The organism is Ruegeria sp. HKCCD7221, assembly GCF_013031225.1.
GTDB lineage: Bacteria > Pseudomonadota > Alphaproteobacteria > Rhodobacterales > Rhodobacteraceae > Ruegeria.
In genome coordinates this window covers 960,205-978,942 of record NZ_WPZE01000001.1, presented here as the reverse complement: position 1 = coordinate 978,942, position 18,738 = coordinate 960,205, and the positions used below count along the sequence as shown (strand labels likewise).

The window sequence follows — 18,738 nt, the reverse complement described above, 5'->3', positions numbered from 1 at the left end:
GGTCAGGCCGTTTCCGGTTCAGTCGGGCGCAGGACCAACCACAGCAACGCGCCCCCGGCCAAAGTCAACAGCGGGATCATGGCAAGGTTGACGGCAGTCCACCCCTCAACCGGGGACCCGCCCGAACAGTTCATCAACCCGCCCGAGGACAAAGAGGCCAACGTCACGCCGCCGAACACCAACAGGTCGTTCAGGCCCTGCATCCGACCGCGTTCATTTACGTCGTGTGAGGCGGCCAGCATCGTGGTTGCCCCGATAAAGCCGAAATTCCAGCCGACACCCAGCAAGATCAGGGCAATAAAGAAGTTTTCAAGTTCAACGCCTTGCAAGGCCACGATACCCGCACCGCCCAGAATGGCGAGGCCAAGCGCAACGATCTTTTCGACCCCGAAACGTGCGATCAACTGGCCGGTGAAGAAACTGGGAATATACATGGCCAACACGTGACCGGTTACCACATCCGCCGCATCATTCGCCGAGTATCCGCAGCCTACGACAGCCAGCGGGGTCGAAGTCATGACAAGGTTCATCAGCGCGTAGGACACCATCGCACAGATGACGGCCACGGCGATGCGCGGCGTCTTTAGCATCTCAAGCCGGGTTCTGCCCCTTGGTGTGCCTTTCTCGGCCATGTTGGGGGTTGGGGTGTCCAGAAAGAAGAACAGACCTGAACCAACAACGTTCAAAGCAATCACAGCCAGATAAGTACCGAGAAAAGGGATGACATATGCCGTCGAGGTAAGCTTGACGATCTGAGGCCCGATGATTGCTGCAACCAGACCGCCTGCCATAACGTAAGAAATTGCCTTGGGGCGAAACTCATCCGAGGCCGTGTCTGCAGCGGCAAAGCGATAGAAGCCGTGCGCGCTCATGTAGATGCCGGTCAGAAGGCTTCCAAAAAGAAACACTGGGAAAGACCCAAGGTACAGCCCATACGCGCCGACAAGCCCGCCTAGGGCACCGGCCGTTGCCCCCAAAAGAAAACCCGCGCGCCGGCCCCAGCGTTGCATGATCGCGGAGATCGGCGTAGCCGCCAGCATTGACCCCAGCACGATCAACGAAATCGGAAGTGTTGCCAGGCAAGCGTTGGTTGCCAGAGACTGCCCCGCCAATCCAGCGACGATAAAGATAATCGGCAGTTGCGCGCCAAGCACGGCTTGCACCGCGACCAGCACAGCGACGTTGCGCTTGGCCACACTATCATTTGGGGAAGAGGCGGTCATTGTCATGTGCCTATGCGTATCCGTGAAAAGCGTGGCATACAAGCGGGTTGCATATACGGCAAAGCAGCCTAACGTGCTCGTGATTATTCAGCCCCCGGAGCGCACATGTCCGTCGGACGTATCATCGAAACCAATGACTGTGTCAGCGAGGGTGCCGTGTGGCTGGCCAGCGCTTGCACGCGTATGGCTTACGCGTTGAATCAGGTGGGGCCGTTGCCTCTGCGTCGGCGACCGGACGGATTCGCTCAACTGCTTAGCGCGATTGTCAGTCAGCAGGTCAGCGTGGCCTCGGCCAATGCGATCTGGAAACGCTTGCAGGATGCGAAACTAACCGGCCCGCGCAAGATAATGTGGGCCACGGATGACGATCTGCGCGCCGTCGGATTGAGCCGACAGAAAATACGCTATGCCCGCGCGCTGGCGGAGGCACGTATAGATTACAAAGCGTTGCGGGATGCCCCAAACGACGAAGTTGTCGCGATCCTTACCGAGGTTTCGGGCATTGGCGTCTGGACCGCCGAGATCTACGCGATGTTTTCGCTGGGCCGAGCGGATGTGATCGCGCCCGGTGATCTGGCCCTGCAAGAGGCCGCGCGTATTCTCTATGACCTGCCCAAGCGTCCAACCGACAAAGAACTGAGACAAATGGCCGAGGCGTGGTCGCCTTGGCGGTCGGTTGCGGCGCGGGTGCTGTGGGCCTATTACCGGGTGGCAAAGGAACGAGAAGGGATCAGATGACTCGAGTTTTAAATGCGCTCCGAAAAGAGCCGGTTTCGGGCGACACGCGCTCGGTCGTGGTGTTTGTGCATGGCTATGGGGCCAATGGCGCAGACCTGCTGGGGATCGCGGATGTACTGGGCGAACATCTGCCCGACACGCTTTTCGTGGCGCCTGATGCACCGGAACAAATCCCGGGAATGCCGAATGGTTACCAGTGGTTCCCGATCCCGTGGATTGACGGATCGTCCGAGGAAGAGGCGCGGCGCGGAATGGCGATGGCCGTTGAAGATTTCAACGCGTTTCTCGATGCGCTGATGGTGGACGAGGACGTTCTGCCCGAACAGGTGGTTCTGTTTGGGTTTTCGCAAGGCACGATGATGAGCTTGTATGTCGCCCCCCGCCGCGAAGACCCGGTGGCTGGGATCGTGGCGTTCTCGGGCCGCTTGCTGGAACCTGATCTTTTGCCTGATGAAACAGTCAGCCGGATGCCGATCCTTCTGGTGCATGGTGATGCGGATGACGTGGTGCCACCGCAATCCCTGCCCGAGGCGGCCGAGGCGTTGCAGGCCGCCGATTTCAAAGAGGTCTTCGCCCATGTCATGAAAGGCACTGGTCACGGTATCGCACCCGACGGCCTCAGCGTTGCGCTGGCGTTTATGCGCGACAAGCTGAGCCTCTGACCCCGTGATCGCGGTCCGTCCGATGATGCGAGAGGACGTGGCAGTTGCCTGCCATGTCCTCAACCAAATCATAGACATCGGCGGCACGACCGCACATGAAATCCCGTATTCCGAGGCCTTATTCACGCAAAGCTACTTGGATGGGCCGGACAAGATTTGTTGCCATGTCGCGCTTGATGAACAGGGCGAAGTCGCCGGCTTTCAATGGTTGGGTTTGAACGAAGCTCTGCCAAACGGATGCGCCGACATCGCCACATTCACGCGCCGAGAGCCTCTGTTGAAGGGTGCAGGGCGGGCGTTGTTTGCCGAGACTTCGAAACATGCCGGGGCGCTCGGGCTGCGGGCGATCAACGCGACGATAAGGGCCGATAACCGGCAGGGGTTAAGCTATTACGAAAAAATGGGGTTTCAGGATTACTCGGTCTCTTATGGTGTTCCTCTTAGGGACGGTACCCCGGTGGATCGGATTTCCAAACGGTTTGAATTGAGAAAGGGCTAAGAATGCTGGTTGTCACAGGAACGGTTGAAGTTGCGCCGGAAGGTGTTGAAAAGGCTGAGAAAGCGGCTTTGGAAATGGTGGCGGAAACGGTCAAGGAAGCAGGCTGCATCACCTATGAGTTCAGTCAGGTCCTAGGCCACACCAACCGGTTCCGCGTGTATGAGGAATGGGAAAGCCAAGCTGCACTCGAGGCGCACTTTGCCGCTCCGCATATGGCCGCGTTTCGGGCGGCATTGGGCGAAGCAGGGGTGACGTCTAGCGATATCTGCCGCATCGTCGGGGGCGAAAAGCAACCCCTTCGCTAAGTCTAGCCCCAAAGGTGAGGTTCGGCGAATTCCACCGAGTTTCCAGCCGGGTCACGGATATAGAGTGAGCGCGCGCCATTCGGCCAGTCGAACTCGGCCTCAATGGGTACATTCCAGTCCAGCAGATGTTTGCGCATCACTTGTATCTGCGCGCGTGGCATGGACAGGCAGACATGCCCGGGCCCGCGTGCCCCGTGGGGCGGAACAGGAAGGTCCAGGTTCGTTGGGGCCTTTTCAGTTTCATCCGCATTGAAGATCAGCAAAACCGTTGCACCGAGGCGGTAGAAAACATGGCGGTCGGTGACACGTTGAATTTTCTCCAGCCCCAATATTTCGCCATAGAACCGTTCTGCTGAATCCAGATCATCGACGTAAAGTGCGGCCTCCAGAACACCTTGTGCTCTTGGTATGTCTGGTGTGACTTTCATGGCGTAAGTCTATCACAAAACGCGGTTTTTGTCACCGGCGCGGGCGGCGGTCCCGTTTGCGCTGAGGCGCGACATCGATTGCAGGTGCAGGCAGGCTGTCCCATTGGCCCGGTTCCAGCCCGTCAAGTGTCCAGTCTCCGATGCGGGCCCGGATTAGGCGCAGGGTTGGGTGGCCAACCGCGGCCGTCATCCGGCGGACCTGCCGGTTCTTACCCTCGCGCAGGGTCAATTCGATCCAGCAATCAGGCACTGTCTGACGAACCCGTATCGGAGGTGTGCGCGGCCACAGCCGGTCGGGTTCATTCATCAGGCGTGCCTTTGCGGGGCGGGTCAAACCGTCCTTCAGTTCGACCCCGTTCCTCAGCGCCTTCAGCGCGGAAGCATCGGGCAGACCTTCAACCTGAACCCAATAGGTTTTTAGCATCTTGTGCTGCGGGTCAGATATCTGCGCCTGCAACCGGCCATTGTCGGTCAGCAGCATCAACCCTTCGCTATCGCGATCCAATCGTCCGGCGGGATAAACGCCGGATAAATCAATGAAGTCAGACAAGGTGCTGCGCGGCGAATCTGCATTGGCGCGATCGGTGAACTGCGGCAACACGTCGAAAGGTTTGTTGAAGCGGATGAACCAGGACATAAGTCACGCCATAGCCCGAGCGACACAGGCAACGCAACCTGTGGATAACTGTCACGTGCCTGTTACTTAGGCAGCTTACCCCATGCCCGAGATATTGTGGAAACTCAGGGCTTGTCAGAGTTTTAACACGATATATAGTTGAGTTAAGGCCGGGGCGGGTGTTCCCCGCTCTGATGTCAAAACGGGCAGAGCAGAGCGAGGAGCGATTCTGATATGGATGGAGACTTCAGAACCGAATTTGTCAGGGAACCCGGTGCGCTAAAGCATCATCCGGCATTGGTTTTGAACGCCGATTACCGCCCCTTGTCCTATTACCCACTGTCATTGTGGCCCTGGCAGGAGGCGATCAAGGCGGCCTGGCTTGACCGGGTGGACATCGTCGCAGAATATGACGAAGTCGTGCGAAGCCCGAGTACCGAGATACGAATACCCTCGGTCGTTGTCCTCAAAGATTATGTAAAACCCAGAAAGCGCGTGGCCTTCACGCGCTTTAATTTATTTCTGAGGGATGAGTTCCGTTGCCAATACTGCGGCGCACGCGGAGACCTGACGTTTGACCACGTCGTCCCCCGCGCGGCAGGTGGCGTGACAAGCTGGCAAAACGTTGTGGCAGCGTGCAGCCCCTGCAACTTGAAGAAGGGGTCAAAATCGTTGCGTCAGGCCGGGATGGCGTTGCGCAAGCCCCCACGTCAACCGGACGCCGAGGCGCTTCGGAATATCGGTCGGAAATTCCCGCCAAACCACCTGCACGATAGCTGGATTGATTTTCTGTACTGGGATGCAGAATTGGATGAGTTTTAATCGCTGGCGCGTCGCGCTGCGAGCCAGATCATAACCAGCACGGCCGAGATAGCCGCATTCCAGCCGGCCATGGATAAACCAAGAAACTCCCACGGGATGTCGTCGCAGCGTACCAATGGGGCAGACATGATCTGGTCCATCAGTTCTTGTGTGGACAGGCCTCCAATGTCACCTGAAGTGCAGCTTGACGGGCCTTCCCACCATTTCTGCTCTACGCCTGCGTGAAAAACGCCAATGGCGGCGGTTGCCATCGCTGCAAGAGCGCCCAATACCGGAAGCAACGTGTTACGGGGCAGGGCTAGCGCCAATACACCAATCAAAACGGCCGCCCCATGCGGGTATCGCTGCCATATGCACATCTTGCAGGGCGGCAGTCCACCCAAATACTGAAAACCCCAGGCCCCAAGTAAAAGCGCAGCAGAGCCTCCGGCGGCGATCAGGACATAAAGGTTTCGACGCGTCATAGGTACTTCACCGCAATAAACCCGCCAAACAGCAGGATGATAAACAGCGTGAACATGAGGCCAAGGCGCTTTTCGATAAAGGCGCGAATGGGTTCCCCGAATCCCCATAGCAGCCCTGCCACAACGTAAAAGCGCAAAGCACGCGCCAGAATAGACGTCGCGACGAAGGTGCCCAAGGGCATACCGGTCCACCCGGACATGATCGTAATGACCTTGTAGGGAAACGGAGTCACTCCCGCGCCGAGAACGGCCCAGAATCCGAAATCGTTGAATCGCGTGTTGAATTCCTCCATGGCGTGCGCCTTGCCCATGGATTCCAGAATGGGCTGTCCAATGCTTTCATAGAAAAACGCACCAATGGCATAACCCAGCAATCCGCCCAATACCGAAGCAACCAAGGCAACGGTCGCGATCAACCACGCGCGCGACGGTCGGGCGATGATCATTGGAATCATCAGTACGTCGGGGGGAATCGGAAAAAACGAGCTTTCGATAAAGGCAACCACGGCCAGCGCCCACAGCGCGTGCGGATGTTCGGCCAGACGAATGGTCCAGTCATAAAGCGATCGCAACATTAGGTGCTAAAATCCTGTTGGTTTGATGTTCAAGCAAAATCACGGGCCAGATGTGTCGTCAACCTACCGGAGGAAAACAATCTGGCGTTGGAGTGTTTTTTGCCTCTGGACGTTCCGGTTCTTGGGCGATAATTCAGTGACCGTGGCCCAAGTGGCGGAATGGTAGACGCAGGGGATTCAAAATCCCCCGCCTTCACGGGCGTGAGAGTTCGAGTCTCTCCTTGGGCACCACAATTCCGGTTTCGACGATTGTGAATTTGTTGCGCAATGCGGCAGCCATATTTTTGGCGCTTCAAGACAAGCGATTTCCGCCAATGCGTTTGGTCCGTCCGTCCAGTCGGCTGTCTACTTGGTGGTTTCCTGCACGTTACCGGCGGCGATACAGCCTCCATTCAAGATCAAATGACGGATAGCGGATTTTCGCGTCAGGATGCAGCATTCGTAGGGGTTTAACAGGCATCTTGCTGCCCAGAAGATGTTCCAGCAACGACGCGGCGTGTCCTGCGGATATGTATTTCTTTGGTTTGCCGCTATCTATCACCGAAAAAGAATGGCGCCGCATCAACGTATCAAGCCCGGAACGCGTAAACCAATGCAGGACGCTTGGGGGTGAATACTCGTGCCAACGCTTGCCCATCAGCCGGGCCATCCAACTGTCCAGACGCCAGTATTCAATCACGCAAATACCGCCTGGCCGCGTCAAATCCGCGACCGATTTCATGGCCTTGGGCAGGTCGTGAAAGTGGCCGATAACCTGTATCAAACTGACGGCATCGAAAGGTTCCAGTCCTTTGCAGTCTTCAAGGCTTCCCTGCAGCGCGTTCAGACCCAGCGTGTCCCGAGCGTGCGAAACCATCGTCTGGTTGGGGTCCAGGCCTGTCGTCGCCCAGCCTGCATCCTCCATCCCGGCTTGAAGAAAGCCTGCGGCACTACCAACCTCAAGAAGCCGCCCATTTTTTGAATGGCGGGACAGGAGTTCTCCGTACCGTCGGCCTTGGTCTCGCAACAACTGAGCCTCGCTCAGGTAATCGGAATACCCAGCGCCACCACCAAAAAAATAGCTATCGTCATAAACTGATGCAACGTGGTCCTGATCAAACAAGCCTGCAACCGAGCGGTTTCCGCAGGCCGGGCATTGCATAATCGAGTGTCCGTTTTTGGCGAATGCAAATTCGGTTCTATTTTCACAGGCCGGGCAAATTGAGCTTTGGCCTGTTTTTAATTCACGTGCATGTTTCACTCGGCAAATCCCGCCGCAATTGTTCAAATCGGTCTTCAACATGTCGCAAATCTGTGCACGATCGTCAAAATTAAAGGCGTATGGATTGAATGATCGCCAATTAAATTGACATCAAGTCGCACTTAATTCTGGCGCGTTGACGGCTGATTTAAAGTCAGATCTTTGTGATGGTTGATGGGATAAATTGGGCGTCAATATTTCCAAAATAGCCATAATTGTTTCTCTTTCGTGGACACTTTTTTTGTCGTTCAGTTTCCCTTTCGCCTTGCCCTAAATTGTTAAAAAGACTGGATGCTCGGGGGGGAATTCAGGCCGTTTTAAACGAATCGGTTGACAATTCTGCATCCCATAACGGACTTTGAATGTGGGGGCAGGCAATTTTTGCGAGTAAAAATCTCGCGACTATTCATAGCAGAGCAGTACGAAAAGTATTGTGACTTGGGCGGAATTTTACGCCCGGGGTAATGATGAATAGTGGGGTGTTTGGTTTGTGTGAATTTGGTTATTTGTGCGCTCGAATGGGCGCAGTTTTCGGCGCTGTTTAAGCGTTATGGGGAACCCTCATTCGGAAAATAGGTCTGAACAAAAGGTGTTTGGAAAAGCACCTTTGGGTCGGCGTTCGGGCAGACAATCACGTCGTGCGGCGTTGAAAGTAATGTTGGTTTTTGGAACGCGCCCGGAATTAATCAAGATGCTGCCGATCATTCGCGAAGCGGGTGAGCGTGAAGATGTTGAACTGATTACAGTGATGACGTCCCAGCACACTGACCTTGTGCGGTCTCTGGCTAAAGAATGGGCAATCCCCGTCGATTACGACCTTGAAGTCATGAAGCACGCGCAGTCATTGAATGACGTGATTTCTCGGGTTGTTGGACGGATTGATCGCGTTCTGGAGGAAGAGAGGCCAGATGTGGTTCTTGTTCAGGGCGACACCTCAAGCGCGTTTGGCAGTGCTTTGGCTGCGTGGCAGCGCCAGATACCTGTTGGTCATGTCGAGGCTGGACTGCGGACTGCGAGTATCGATTCTCCGTTCCCCGAAGAGGCGAACAGGAGGCTGATTTCCCGCATAGCCAGTTTTCATTTCGCACCAACCCTAAGCAATAAAAACGCGTTGCTGGCCGAGAAAGTACCAGCGCAGGGGGTTTTCCTGACTGGCAATACGGTGGTGGACTCGATCAGGCATGTAATGGGGCAGAGGCGTCCCTCCAAGCCTGTTGCGTCGTTGATATCCAGCCTTAAGGGGCGTCGAATTATTGTGTTGACGACGCATAGAAGAGAGAGCTTTGGGTCCGTTATGTGCGATCGCCTTAAGGTCTTGCGTCGCTATGTCGAAGAACGGCCGGATATCAGCCTCGTGTTCCCGGTCCACCCCAATCCACAGGTCAAGAATTTAGCGCGCGCCGAGTTATCCGGGTCCGATCAGATTCACTTGGTTGAGCCTTTGGACTATCCGGATTTTCTGCACGTACTGGCGGCCTCGTGGGTTATTCTGTCAGATTCAGGAGGCATTCAGGAAGAGGCACCAAGCCTCGGGAAGCCGCTGCTGATTTTGCGGGACGAAACCGAACGTCCGGAAGCCGTGAGCTGCGGGATCGCGCGGCTTGTCGGTCAATCGGCGCAACGCCTGCAGGAAGAACTTCTGGAGCTTGATTGCCCCAAAAGTTGGGCCACAAAGGTCGGAGAAGTTGAAAACCCATTTGGCCGGGGAAACAGCGCAGCCAGGATATTGGACATCCTGCAAAAAAGGCAGACGGTGGCGCGTGCCGTTGAATTGGCTGCTGCGGGGACGGTGCAATGACGGGCATGTCCGATCCCACTCCGGCGGACAATCAGCGCGCACAAAGTGAGGCGGATATCGTCCCTGATCATCGGTCCTTGACCGTGGTCGCACCGTGTTTCAACGAGGAAGAGGGGCTGCATTATTTGGCAGAGAAGCTTGCCAAATTGCAGACGAACCTTGGTTCGCAAGTGGTTCTGTCGATCGTACTGGTCGATGACGGAAGCACTGACAAAACGTGGGATGTCATGCACGACCTGTTCGGGCGTTCGCCGAACGTTACCTGCCTGCGTCATAAGGAAAATCTTGGTATCATGGCGGCGACGGCAACCGGGATAGCGGCATCGACAGACGAGGCGGTCGCGGTCATCGACAGCGATTGTTCTTACGATCCGGCGCTTATTTCCAAGATGCTGCCCTTGCTGAAAGAAGACACGTCGATCGTGACGGCATCGCCGTACCATCCGCAGGGACAAGTGGAAGGTGTATCAGAATGGCGTCTGTTTTTGTCCAAGGGCGCGTCTTGGGGTTATCGGCAGTTGCTTCGGAACAATCTGGCTACTTACACGTCGTGCTTTCGCCTGTATCGGAAAAGCTCGGTTGTATCTTTACCCCGCCGGCATGACGGGTTTTCCGGTGTGGCCGAGGTTCTTGCTTTGCTGGACCGTCGTGGGTGGCGCATTGACGAGGTTCCGGCCGTTTTGACAACACGCAAATACGGGCAGTCCAAGCTGAAGCTGATGCGGGTGGTTCGCGATCACCTGTCCTTGATGTCCAGTATCGCAGTCGGAAAGATTTTTTTTAACCGTATCCCCCCGCAGGAAGTTTCTGCGGGCCCTCAAGTTCGTGGAGAAAGAGATTAATGACGAGTACATCTGTTCCCGATTTCCCTTCAGATCAGGATGCTAGCGGTCGCCAGTTGGGTGAAGAAGAAATCGTGGCCCTGACGTCCGCAATTCGCTCTGGTACGCTTACGTCGACCAAAGGTCATTTCGTAAAAGAGTTTCAGTCCAAATTCGCCCAATCCATCGGGGCTGTGTTCGGGTATGCCTGCAGTTCGGGTACGGGGGCGATCCATGCTGCGGTTTCCGCAATTGACCCAAGTCCTGGCGACGAGATTATCACGTCGGCGATCACCGATATGGGTGCGATAACCCCGATCTTGTACCAGACCGCCATACCTGTTTTTGCGGATGTCGACCCGATCACGGGAAACCTGACCGCGGAAACGATTGAGCGCGCGATTAGTGACCGCACGAAAGCCATCATCGTCACGCACCTTTTTGGGTATCCCGCAGACATGCGGGCGATTTGCGCTGTTGCCCGTCAGCATGGAATTCCAGTGATTGAAGACTGTGCGCAAGCGTATGGCGCAACCATAGACGGTCGTCATGTCGGGACATTTGGCGACATCGGGTGCTTTAGTCTTCAGCAAGGTAAACACATCACGACCGGCGAAGGTGGAATTGTAACGTCCAACGACGAAGGTCTTGCTCGGCGCATACGGTTGTTTATCGACAAGGCGTGGGGTTACGGAGATCCAAAGCCGGATCATTATTTTGTCGCGCTGAACGGGCGGATGACCGAACTTCAAGGCGCGGTGGCGCTTGCACAGTTCGCCAAGCTTGATGACAGCGTGCACCAAAGAAAGGCGATGGCCCAAAAGCTGACGGACGCGATATCTGGCCTGCCTATGCTGGTGGCTCCGTACTCGGATGACCAAACTGTTCACAGCTATTGGAAATATCCGCTGATCGTTCAGCCCGAAATTGGCGGCCCGGTTCGTGTTGCTGAGGCGTTGCGCGGATTTGGCATCAACTCGGCGCCACGATACATCCAGAAGCCCGCGTTTGAGTGCGCCGTGATACGCGATCAACAGACCTTCGGAGACAGCGGCTTTCCCTTCAATCTTGCCCGGCCCGAAGCTGTTGATTATGCGCCCGAGCGATTTGAGGGAACCTATTCTTTCCTTAACGATGTTCTCGTTCTGCCGTGGAACGAGCGTTACACCGACGAGCACGTCGATTACTTGGCACAACAGATTGCCGCTGCGTGTTCTGACGTGCCTCGTCTGGACGTGGCGGAGTAAAGCTGATGGTACGATTTGGTATTGTTGGGGCTGGCGCGATTGCAAAAGCATATGCCGAAGCACTGGAGCAGGCCGAAGGCGTTTGCCTGACTGCCGTTGCAGATACGGTATTTGATGCCGCAAGTTCGTTGGCCGATGGCAACGGCGCTGCGACGTTTGCGTCGCATCGGGAATTGGCGTTGTCAGGGCTGTGTGACGCGGTGATCGTATCAACACCGCCCGCGACCCATGAAGCTGTGGTTTTGGATCTGATTGAGGCGGGTTTACCCGTGCTCTGCGAAAAACCTTTTGCAATTAACGGTGTAAGTGCACGCAGAATGGCGTCGGCGGCTGGTGAGAAAGGCATTCTGATCTCGATGGCGTCAAAGTTCCGCTATGTGGATGACGTTCAGATCGCGCGGGAAAAGGTGGCTGCGGGAGAGATTGGCGAACTCAAACTGATCGAGAACGTCTTTACGGGCGTGGTGGACATGACCGACCGGTGGAACGCGCAGCCTGATATATCTGGCGGTGGCGTCTTGGTGGATAATGGCACGCATTGCGTGGATATAGTGCGCTTCTTCACGGGCGGTATTGTCGCCGCCTCTGCCATGGTGGGCCCAAGTCTTCAGGATATTAGCGTTGAAGACCACGTCTTCATGTCGCTCAGGACGGCAAACGGGGCTCTGGCGCAGATCGAAACGTCTTGGAGTATCCACAAGGACAGTTCGGACTACTTGGCGTTGTACGGCGACGAAGGCGTCATTGAAGTCGGTTGGAAGTCCTCGCGCATACGGCGTCCTTTGACCGGACAGTGGGAAACCTTTGGCACCGGTTATGGAAAGGTGCAGGCATTCTCCAATCAGGTCTTGGATTTTGCAGCCGGAGTTCGCGGAGAACCAACCAAAAGCCTTGCGACAGGGCGGGATATTCTGGCGTCAGTGGACGTGATATCCGCCGGTTACACATCGATTGCAGAAGGCGGCAGATGGGTTGATGTTGACGGCGTTGCCACCATCGACAGGGTCATGCCCAAGAGTGTGGTGTCGTGACGCCCAGGATTCACCCAACGGCGATCGTCGAGAAGGGCGTGGAAATCGGCGCCGGCACATCGGTATGGGACAACGTTCATCTGCGCGGTCCCAGTAAGATCGGCAGCAACTGCATTATTGGTGGCAAAAGCTATATCGCGTACGGGGTCGAAATCGGCGATTTCGTAAAGATAAACTCGTTTGTCTACATTCCGAATGCCGTCAAGGTCGGGAATGGCGTGATGATTTCTGCGGGCACTATTTTTACCAATGACATCACACCGCGTGCCACTGACCCCGACATCACACAGCTTTTGGATTCCGGTCCGCAGGATAGTACGCTCCCGACCTTTGTTGGGGACGGTGTCACCATCGGAGCGGGCAGCAGAATCTCTGGCGGGATAACAATTGCTGAGTTCGCAATGGTTGGAATGGGATCGGTTGTCACCAAAGACGTGGGCGCGTTCCATCTGGTATTTGGTAACCCGGCCCGGCTGAAGGGGGCTGTTTGCAAATGCGGCCACGTTTTGGTCCGTGGAAGCCTTGAAGGGCAGGGAAGGGTGACCTGCCCAATGTGCGACCGGCAATACAGTTATCAAGACGGGGTCGTTTCGTCCGAGTTGGAAAGCGTGTCATGACTGTTGGGCAGGCGGATACGTGGGCGGTCCTTGGCGGGGGGATTTTGGGTCAGGCACTGGCGCTTCGGTTGCAGAAAGCCGGTAAGCGCGTGACCCTGATTGAAGCCGCGCCAGAGTTGGGCGGTCTTGCAATGGCGCAGCAGGTCGGAGGTATCACCTACGACAAGTTCTATCACGTGATTTTACCGTTTGATAAACGAACTCTCGCTCTGCTCGACGACATAGGGTTGGGGGACGACGTTGAATGGAGGTCAACGCGAACAGGTTTTTTCAGCGACGGACGGCTGATGCCGCTGAACGGAGCACTCGACTATCTGCGCCTCAGATCAATTGGTTTGGTGACCAAGATGCGGGTTGCCTATCTGTTGATGGCGGCTGGACGGATCAGGGATGGGGCTCCGCTTGAGCAGATCAGTGTTCAGGAGTGGTTAACCCGCTGGTGTGGACAGGCTGGGTTTGAACGGCTCTGGCGGCCGCTACTCAGGGCAAAGTTGGGTGATAATGCATCGCGGGCATCGGCGGCGTTCATTTGGTCAAGCATACGCCGTTTGTACCTTGCGCGGCAGGGTGTTCAAAAAGTTGAACAGCTTGGTTTTGTAAAGAATGGTGGCTATGCCCGTATCCTGAACGCCCTTCGCGATACGTTGACCGCAAGAGGGATCGAGGTGCAAACAAACACCCCCGTAAGCCGGGTTTTTGGTTCCGCCGCAGGTGTTTGCGTCGAAACCCCATCCGGCAGGCAGGTATTCCAAAATGTTGTCTCGACACTTCCGACAAAAGCAAATCTGGCAGTGTGCGAGGGGCTGAATGCCGAGGAGAAAAACCGTCTGGATGGGGTGGTTTACCAAGGCATAATTTGCGCGTCCGTTGTGCTGAATCGACCGCTGGCCGGTTATTATCTGACCTACCTGACAGACGAGGCGCTGCCTTTCACAGGCATCGTTGAAATGTCTGCTTTGACGGGCACCGATGCGTTTGACGGCAAAACCCTGGTCTATTTACCGCGTTACGTCACGCAGGATGATCCGTATTGGGCCCAAAGCGATGAAGGGATCGCGCTGCAATTTATTGACGCGCTGCGAAAGGTGCATCCGGACGTCGCAAGCACCGATGTTCTGGACATAAAAGTATCAAGAGTACGCGAGGTGATGGCCGTGCCAACCATTGGGTATCGTGAGAACGCTCCGCAATCGGTGACTTCGGTGCCTGGCCTTTACTTTGTGAACTCGGCCCAGATCATTGACGGGACGTTGAACGTCGATGCGACACTGGGCGTCTTAGACGAGGCTATGGCGAAACTCGAACTGGGTCGCACCACAACCGAGGCGAGGCCAGCAGCATGACAAAGAAGCTCGCAAGCCTGTCGCTCGATCTTGATAACCTGTGGTCCTACATGAAAACGCATGGCGATCCGGGATGGCAGGATTTTCCCGGATATTTGGACGTTGTCGTGCCGCGGTTTCTGGACATGCTTGACGAGCTTTCCATAAGCATGACGGTTTTCATTGTCGGGCAGGATGCGGTGATCAAGGAAAACAAGCCGATCCTAAAATCCATCGCCGATGCAGGTCACGAGATCGCCAATCACTCATTCAACCATGAACCTTGGTTGCACCTTTATTCCCCCGAGGAGATCGGTAAGGAAATTGAACGCGCGGAAGAGGCGATCCACTCTGCTACAGGCGTTACGCCTAAGGGGTTCCGGGGTCCGGGTTACAGTTTGTCAGAAACCGTTTTGGACGTACTGAAACAACGTGGGTATGACTATGACTGCTCGACCTTTCCCACGATCGTCGGCCCTCTGGCGCGGGCTTATTATTTTGCCAAGTCGCGCTTGTCATCAGATCAAAAGGAAAGGCGAAAAGTCCTGTTCGGCGGGATAAAGGATGGCTTTCGACCCTTAAAACCTTATGCATGGGACCTGAACCGAGAGCGGATAGTCGAAATCCCAGTTTCGACTATGCCGTTTGCTCGAATACCGTTCCATTACAGTTATTTGCACTGGATCGCAGGCGCGTCCGAGGGGCTGGCTTCGGCCTATTACGCATCCGCTTTACGAGCTTGTGATATGGCCGGTGTAGCCCCTTCGATGTTACTGCATCCGCTGGACTTCATGGGGGGGGATGACGTGCAGCAGTTGGCTTTTTTCCCCGGTATGAACCAACCCTCTACTGAAAAGCTTGCCCGCATGAAGCGCTTCTTGTCCAAACTGAACGCCGAGTATGACGTCACGACGATGGCTGGGCACGCGAAGACTCTGAATAGCACCGAGCTGCCTTTGCGAAGACCGGATTTCGCCGTCGAAGACACGGATGCCGTCGATTTGGCCCAAGAAACGAGCGCCACCCGATGATTGCGGCACGGCATACTCAATCCTATCAGGCGCTGCTGAGAGTCAGCGTGTTCTGCATTCTCACTGTTTCCTATCTGGTGACTGCGCCTGAGTATCATACGACAGCAATCGACTCGTATTATTTCGCCGAGATTATCTCGCAACATGACCTTTTCGAGGCGCCGGTCCGGCTGTTGTTGTGGCTGTCTTCGATGCAATTGCTTTACCGGATAGTTTCGGTTTTTCAGGCCGAGCCCGATCCGTTTTTGATCCTGAGTATCGCCAACGCGATATTTGCCTCGCTTTCTGTCATCTTGCTTGAAAGGTTATTGTCGCGACAGTTCGCAGTGCCTTCACCGGCGTCTTGGCTTACCGCCATTACTTTCGGGGTCAGTTACGGCACATGGCGATACGCAACCGAGCTTGAGGTTTATCCCTCAGCGATGTTGTTCACGATAGTTCTGCTTACCTTGGCCTTCTCTTCGGCGGGGATGGTGCCCTCTGCGCGGTCAAAACGGATCTGGATCACTGCGATAGCGGGTGCAGTTGCTTCGTTTTTCTATCAGCCGTTGGGCATCGTCGCAGGCATAGCAATCCCGGTATTCTTCCTGTCCCGGCGGGTCATGAAAGACCTTATTCAATACTGTGCAATCTACGGTCTGTTCTTGGCGGCGGGGTTCCTAAGCTTGGCACGCACCGGGGGATCCAGCGATCCGTTGCACACAATTTTAGATACGGACGGCAAAGTTGTTGTGCTGCCCGACATGGTCAGCCTTTCCGCTTCGGCGGTGGCGTTCTTTCAAAACCTGTTGTCGGCGAATTGGATGTTTGCGTTCCCACCAACACGGGATGTCATCGAAAGCAAGTTTGCGGACCATTTCATGCACGAGTTGGTCGCCACTGACCCGGCCTATTGGGGTTACCGCCTATTCCTTCTTACGATTCCGGCAGCATTGGTTTTGTTGCTGCTTGCAGTCGTTCGCGTTCTTAAGGCGCGTGAAAGACGCCCGCTGACCAGCCCTGAACTAAGTGCGATTTCGCTTTTGACCGTGCAGGCGCTTATGGTGCTGGGATTGCACCCCGAAGGTTTCGAAGCGTGGTTGCCAACGCTTGTGCCTGTATTCTTACTGTTGGGAAGTCGTATTTCCGGACCTCTGCAACGCTCTGGGCATGTGTCGGTACTTGTTTTAATTGTCGCGGTCTTTGGAGTTCATAACTGGTTTGCAGGCGTTGGAGTGTTTGCCAATGCAACGCGGGACTACAATCGCATACTGGCCGAACCCGCCATTACCCGCCTTGGCGAGAAGGACTTGGTTATCATTGGGGCCGACTGGCCGTTGTTTAAATATCTAAATTATGTAGGCGCCGCCGATACGATTTTTGCCAAGGACACACAGACCGACGTCATTCTTAGTCGGCTGGAAGGTACCATGGATAGTGGTCATCAGGTCATGATCTACCCAGACGTCATTGCACCCTCTGCCTTGGCTCTGAAGCAAGCCAGTAATCTGACGGAAGTTTACTCAAAAATGCCCAAGCAAGCGATTGCCAATGGCGAGAAGATTGAGTTCGGTGACCTTGGATACGGTTTGCTTTTAAAAAACAATAGAAATTGAAACTGCTGGACAGGTCACCCGGTTGTCAGAAGCCCGACTCCAACAATAACAAAGGCAATTCCAAGTACCGCTTTCAAACCTATGGCCTCGCCAAAAAATATCATCCCGACGCTTGAGATTCCGACGATAGAGAGGCTTGTCGCAAGCGTGTACGCGGTGCGCAAAGGAAGCCCGCGCAAAGCATATAGATAACTGAGTAAAAGCATGACACCCAACGTCAGTCCAACCCACAGCATCGGGTGCAGTGCGGCAGACAACATGGAAGACCACGAGCGGGATATCTCGGTTTCAACCGTAAATTTCTTGAAAGCAAAGTTCGCGCCAATATTTCCGCAAATCGCAAGCAACAAAGCTAACCAGTAACTCATCCGACAAAGCTCCGAAAATAAACTAAGTCTTCAAGTGCTAATCTGGAAGCGGTCTTAGGTCTAATGAAAAGTCGCGCGTGCGCGACCTGCGGTGCTTGCTGCCATTCCGTTCAGTGCTGGACCCACTGTTTCCAAATAGACTGGTTGAGGCGCACGTTGACTTGCGGCCTCGTTCCGCTCACTGTTTGGGAAAAGAAGTAAAAGGTACATCCAGCAGTGTTTGTTGATCTGTTCAAAGACGGAGTTATTCAGAACTTCATGGCACCACTGTTGCCATCAACAAGCCTGTTCTATCTCTATGTTGTTTCAGCGTTTATCATCTCGGCTGCGGTGTTTTTCTTCTTCGAAAGAAAAGAGGGCGAGCGCCGACCTGATGAGATCGAGAAGGGTCTTTTTGGGTATATTTTTGACCGAAAAGTCTGGCTTCACCCGTCTTCAAAGCAGGATTATTATTTCTTTATCGTAAACACTTTTATCTATTCTGGGATCATTGCCCACTTTATGATCTCGGGGCATATCGTGTTCAACGCATTCGGTAACGTCTTTGAGTCAGTGCTCGGACCGCGTCAGGAGGCCCTGTTCACGTTGTCCGTATTCACGTCACTGGCATATACTCTGGTGGCGGTCCTTGCGATTGATTTTGCCATTTTCCTAACCCATTACGTGCAGCATAAGTTTGCACCGCTGTGGCATTTCCATTCTGTTCATCACTCTGCCGAAGTGCTGAACATCGTAACTGTCTATCGTCAACACCCGGTCGACCTGTTCATTACGGGTACGTTCATGGTGGTTCTGACCGAGGTCGCTTTTGCGTTCTATGCCTATCTGACGATGTCCGAACCCGCGCAGCTTACGATCGGAGGGCTGAATGTTGTGCTCTTTGGATTTTACCTATTGGGGTACAATCTGAGGCATTCGCATATCTGGCTCAGTTATCCGCGCTGGCTGTCTTACATCTTCATCAGCCCGGCGCAGCACCAAACCCATCACTCGATTGACGAAAAGCACTTTGACAAAAACTTTGGCTTTATCTTCGCGATTTGGGATTGGTTGTTTGGCACGCTTTACGTTCCAAAAGGATACGAAAAGCTGGAATTTGGCATTTCACGCGCCGAACCCAACCCGTTTGGGTCGATCGTCGAGCTATATTTGAAACCCTTTCAACTGGCGTGGAAGGAAATCACGGGGTCAAAGCTGTTCAGTCGCTTTGCTATGGGGTTCGGCGTGGCGGCTGTTTTGTGCGTGGTGTTCAGCGTCGCCTTCTAAGTTGTGCAACCGAGGATCACGGATCCGGGCGCTGGCTGAGCCAAATCAGAAAGCCTACATAGGCGAACAC

General features: G+C 54.8%; 21 protein-coding genes and 1 tRNA gene. 15 read left to right on the top strand and 7 right to left on the bottom strand.

Annotated elements, in window-relative coordinates:
* Positions 1-2: 2 nt before the first annotated feature.
* Entirely contained in the window at positions 3-1,229 is a 1,227-nt protein-coding gene (locus GOX73_RS04860; protein WP_171121531.1) for an MFS transporter, read from the bottom strand.
* Positions 1,230-1,328: 99 nt separating this feature from the next.
* Here GOX73_RS04860 and GOX73_RS04855 point away from each other — a divergent pair, with 99 nt between their 5' ends.
* From GOX73_RS04855 to GOX73_RS04840, 4 genes are read left to right on the top strand one after another with little or no spacing between them, the layout of a single operon-like run.
* Complete coding sequence (locus tag GOX73_RS04855; RefSeq protein ID WP_171124907.1) at positions 1,329-1,961, top strand: DNA-3-methyladenine glycosylase; 633 nt, start codon at positions 1,329-1,331, stop codon at positions 1,959-1,961.
* Positions 1,958-2,623 carry an alpha/beta hydrolase gene (locus GOX73_RS04850; RefSeq protein WP_171121529.1) on the top strand — a complete coding sequence of 222 codons (666 nt, stop codon included), beginning with the start codon at positions 1,958-1,960 and terminating at the stop codon, positions 2,621-2,623. Before GOX73_RS04855 ends, GOX73_RS04850 begins: the two co-directional genes overlap by 4 nt.
* A 22-nt stretch (positions 2,624-2,645) precedes the next feature.
* Complete coding sequence (locus GOX73_RS04845; protein ID WP_171125315.1) at positions 2,646-3,122, top strand: GNAT family N-acetyltransferase; 477 nt, start codon at positions 2,646-2,648, stop codon at positions 3,120-3,122.
* A gap of 2 nt (positions 3,123-3,124) precedes the next feature.
* Entirely contained in the window at positions 3,125-3,427 is a 303-nt protein-coding gene (locus tag GOX73_RS04840) for a putative quinol monooxygenase (RefSeq protein ID WP_171121527.1), read from the top strand.
* 2 nt (positions 3,428-3,429) lie between these two features.
* On the opposite strand, the gene GOX73_RS04835 is transcribed toward GOX73_RS04840, so the two are convergent.
* A complete protein-coding gene (locus GOX73_RS04835; RefSeq protein WP_171121526.1) occupies positions 3,430-3,855 on the bottom strand; it encodes a VOC family protein in 426 nt (141 codons plus the stop codon).
* A gap of 31 nt (positions 3,856-3,886) precedes the next feature.
* Positions 3,887-4,492 carry a pseudouridine synthase gene (locus GOX73_RS04830; RefSeq protein WP_171124909.1) on the bottom strand — a complete coding sequence of 202 codons (606 nt, stop codon included), beginning with the start codon at positions 4,490-4,492 and terminating at the stop codon, positions 3,887-3,889.
* A gap of 213 nt (positions 4,493-4,705) precedes the next feature.
* Here GOX73_RS04830 and GOX73_RS04825 point away from each other — a divergent pair, with 213 nt between their 5' ends.
* Complete coding sequence (locus GOX73_RS04825) at positions 4,706-5,293, top strand: HNH endonuclease (protein ID WP_171121524.1); 588 nt, start codon at positions 4,706-4,708, stop codon at positions 5,291-5,293.
* Here the strand turns inward: GOX73_RS04825 and GOX73_RS04820 are convergent.
* Positions 5,290-5,757, bottom strand: a complete 468-nt coding sequence (locus GOX73_RS04820; protein WP_171124911.1) for a disulfide bond formation protein B — start codon at positions 5,755-5,757, stop codon at positions 5,290-5,292. The genes GOX73_RS04825 and GOX73_RS04820 overlap by 4 nt on opposite strands.
* Positions 5,754-6,332, bottom strand: coding sequence for a YqaA family protein (locus GOX73_RS04815; RefSeq protein ID WP_171121522.1), 579 nt, complete (start codon positions 6,330-6,332; stop codon positions 5,754-5,756). The genes GOX73_RS04820 and GOX73_RS04815 overlap by 4 nt, the downstream gene beginning before the upstream one ends.
* Before the next feature lie 145 nt (positions 6,333-6,477).
* Here GOX73_RS04815 and GOX73_RS04810 point away from each other — a divergent pair.
* Positions 6,478-6,563 (top strand) — tRNA-Leu (locus GOX73_RS04810).
* Between the two features lie 136 nt (positions 6,564-6,699).
* Here GOX73_RS04810 and GOX73_RS04805 read toward each other — a convergent pair.
* Positions 6,700-7,473 carry a bifunctional 2-polyprenyl-6-hydroxyphenol methylase/3-demethylubiquinol 3-O-methyltransferase UbiG gene (locus GOX73_RS04805; protein ID WP_171124915.1) on the bottom strand — a complete coding sequence of 258 codons (774 nt, stop codon included), beginning with the start codon at positions 7,471-7,473 and terminating at the stop codon, positions 6,700-6,702.
* Positions 7,474-8,122: 649 nt separating this feature from the next.
* Here GOX73_RS04805 and wecB point away from each other — a divergent pair.
* Genes wecB through GOX73_RS04765 form a run of 8 tightly spaced genes read left to right on the top strand, consistent with a single transcriptional unit; the run spans position 8,123 to position 17,034 of the window.
* Positions 8,123-9,370 (top strand): non-hydrolyzing UDP-N-acetylglucosamine 2-epimerase, encoded by a 1,248-nt coding sequence (gene wecB / locus GOX73_RS04800; RefSeq protein WP_371808565.1) that lies wholly within the window; start codon positions 8,123-8,125, stop codon positions 9,368-9,370.
* Positions 9,367-10,212 (top strand): glycosyltransferase family 2 protein, encoded by an 846-nt coding sequence (locus GOX73_RS04795; RefSeq protein ID WP_171134804.1) that lies wholly within the window; start codon positions 9,367-9,369, stop codon positions 10,210-10,212. Before wecB ends, GOX73_RS04795 begins: the two co-directional genes overlap by 4 nt.
* A complete protein-coding gene (locus tag GOX73_RS04790) occupies positions 10,212-11,438 on the top strand; it encodes a DegT/DnrJ/EryC1/StrS aminotransferase family protein (RefSeq protein ID WP_171124922.1) in 1,227 nt (408 codons plus the stop codon). Before GOX73_RS04795 ends, GOX73_RS04790 begins: the two co-directional genes overlap by 1 nt.
* Positions 11,439-11,443: 5 nt before the next feature.
* On the top strand, positions 11,444-12,469 hold the full coding sequence (locus tag GOX73_RS04785) for a Gfo/Idh/MocA family protein (RefSeq protein WP_171124924.1): 1,026 nt from the start codon (positions 11,444-11,446) through the stop codon (positions 12,467-12,469).
* On the top strand, positions 12,466-13,086 hold the full coding sequence (locus GOX73_RS20995; protein WP_171124926.1) for an acyltransferase: 621 nt from the start codon (positions 12,466-12,468) through the stop codon (positions 13,084-13,086). Before GOX73_RS04785 ends, GOX73_RS20995 begins: the two co-directional genes overlap by 4 nt.
* Complete coding sequence (locus tag GOX73_RS04775; RefSeq protein ID WP_171124928.1) at positions 13,083-14,429, top strand: FAD-dependent oxidoreductase; 1,347 nt, start codon at positions 13,083-13,085, stop codon at positions 14,427-14,429. The genes GOX73_RS20995 and GOX73_RS04775 overlap by 4 nt, the downstream gene beginning before the upstream one ends.
* Positions 14,426-15,439: a polysaccharide deacetylase family protein gene (locus GOX73_RS04770; RefSeq protein WP_171124930.1), complete on the top strand. Its 1,014-nt coding sequence runs from the start codon at positions 14,426-14,428 to the stop codon at positions 15,437-15,439. The genes GOX73_RS04775 and GOX73_RS04770 overlap by 4 nt, the downstream gene beginning before the upstream one ends.
* On the top strand, positions 15,436-17,034 hold the full coding sequence (locus GOX73_RS04765; protein ID WP_171124932.1) for a DUF2723 domain-containing protein: 1,599 nt from the start codon (positions 15,436-15,438) through the stop codon (positions 17,032-17,034). Before GOX73_RS04770 ends, GOX73_RS04765 begins: the two co-directional genes overlap by 4 nt.
* A 14-nt stretch (positions 17,035-17,048) precedes the next feature.
* Here GOX73_RS04765 and GOX73_RS04760 read toward each other — a convergent pair whose 3' ends face one another.
* Complete coding sequence (locus GOX73_RS04760) at positions 17,049-17,402, bottom strand: multidrug efflux SMR transporter (protein ID WP_171124934.1); 354 nt, start codon at positions 17,400-17,402, stop codon at positions 17,049-17,051.
* Positions 17,403-17,660: 258 nt separating this feature from the next.
* Between GOX73_RS04760 and GOX73_RS04755 the strand changes: the two genes are divergently transcribed.
* A complete protein-coding gene (locus GOX73_RS04755) occupies positions 17,661-18,668 on the top strand; it encodes a sterol desaturase family protein (protein WP_171124936.1) in 1,008 nt (335 codons plus the stop codon).
* Positions 18,669-18,738: the final 70 nt, after the last annotated feature.

Excerpts from the sequence above, each read along its gene's own strand:
- GOX73_RS04830 (WP_171124909.1), bottom strand. The coding sequence starts at position 4,492 with ATGTCCTGGTTCATCCGCTTCAACAAACCTTTCGACGTGTTGCCGCAG.
- GOX73_RS04845 (WP_171125315.1), top strand. The coding sequence starts at position 2,646 with ATGATGCGAGAGGACGTGGCAGTTGCCTGCCATGTCCTCAACCAAATC.
- GOX73_RS04815 (WP_171121522.1), bottom strand. The coding sequence starts at position 6,332 with ATGTTGCGATCGCTTTATGACTGGACCATTCGTCTGGCCGAACATCCG.
- GOX73_RS04855 (WP_171124907.1), top strand. The coding sequence starts at position 1,329 with ATGTCCGTCGGACGTATCATCGAAACCAATGACTGTGTCAGCGAGGGT.
- GOX73_RS04850 (WP_171121529.1), top strand. The coding sequence starts at position 1,958 with ATGACTCGAGTTTTAAATGCGCTCCGAAAAGAGCCGGTTTCGGGCGAC.
- GOX73_RS04755 (WP_171124936.1), top strand. The coding sequence starts at position 17,661 with ATGGCACCACTGTTGCCATCAACAAGCCTGTTCTATCTCTATGTTGTT.
- GOX73_RS04765 (WP_171124932.1), top strand. The coding sequence starts at position 15,436 with ATGATTGCGGCACGGCATACTCAATCCTATCAGGCGCTGCTGAGAGTC.
- GOX73_RS04835 (WP_171121526.1), bottom strand. The coding sequence starts at position 3,855 with ATGAAAGTCACACCAGACATACCAAGAGCACAAGGTGTTCTGGAGGCC.
- wecB (WP_371808565.1), top strand. The coding sequence starts at position 8,123 with ATGGGGAACCCTCATTCGGAAAATAGGTCTGAACAAAAGGTGTTTGGA.
- GOX73_RS04770 (WP_171124930.1), top strand. The coding sequence starts at position 14,426 with ATGACAAAGAAGCTCGCAAGCCTGTCGCTCGATCTTGATAACCTGTGG.
- GOX73_RS04825 (WP_171121524.1), top strand. The coding sequence starts at position 4,706 with ATGGATGGAGACTTCAGAACCGAATTTGTCAGGGAACCCGGTGCGCTA.
- GOX73_RS04820 (WP_171124911.1), bottom strand. The coding sequence starts at position 5,757 with ATGACGCGTCGAAACCTTTATGTCCTGATCGCCGCCGGAGGCTCTGCT.
- GOX73_RS04785 (WP_171124924.1), top strand. The coding sequence starts at position 11,444 with ATGGTACGATTTGGTATTGTTGGGGCTGGCGCGATTGCAAAAGCATAT.
- GOX73_RS04775 (WP_171124928.1), top strand. The coding sequence starts at position 13,083 with ATGACTGTTGGGCAGGCGGATACGTGGGCGGTCCTTGGCGGGGGGATT.
- GOX73_RS04805 (WP_171124915.1), bottom strand. The coding sequence starts at position 7,473 with ATGCAATGCCCGGCCTGCGGAAACCGCTCGGTTGCAGGCTTGTTTGAT.
- GOX73_RS04790 (WP_171124922.1), top strand. The coding sequence starts at position 10,212 with ATGACGAGTACATCTGTTCCCGATTTCCCTTCAGATCAGGATGCTAGC.
- GOX73_RS04795 (WP_171134804.1), top strand. The coding sequence starts at position 9,367 with ATGACGGGCATGTCCGATCCCACTCCGGCGGACAATCAGCGCGCACAA.
- GOX73_RS04860 (WP_171121531.1), bottom strand. The coding sequence starts at position 1,229 with ATGACAATGACCGCCTCTTCCCCAAATGATAGTGTGGCCAAGCGCAAC.
- GOX73_RS04840 (WP_171121527.1), top strand. The coding sequence starts at position 3,125 with ATGCTGGTTGTCACAGGAACGGTTGAAGTTGCGCCGGAAGGTGTTGAA.
- GOX73_RS04760 (WP_171124934.1), bottom strand. The coding sequence starts at position 17,402 with ATGAGTTACTGGTTAGCTTTGTTGCTTGCGATTTGCGGAAATATTGGC.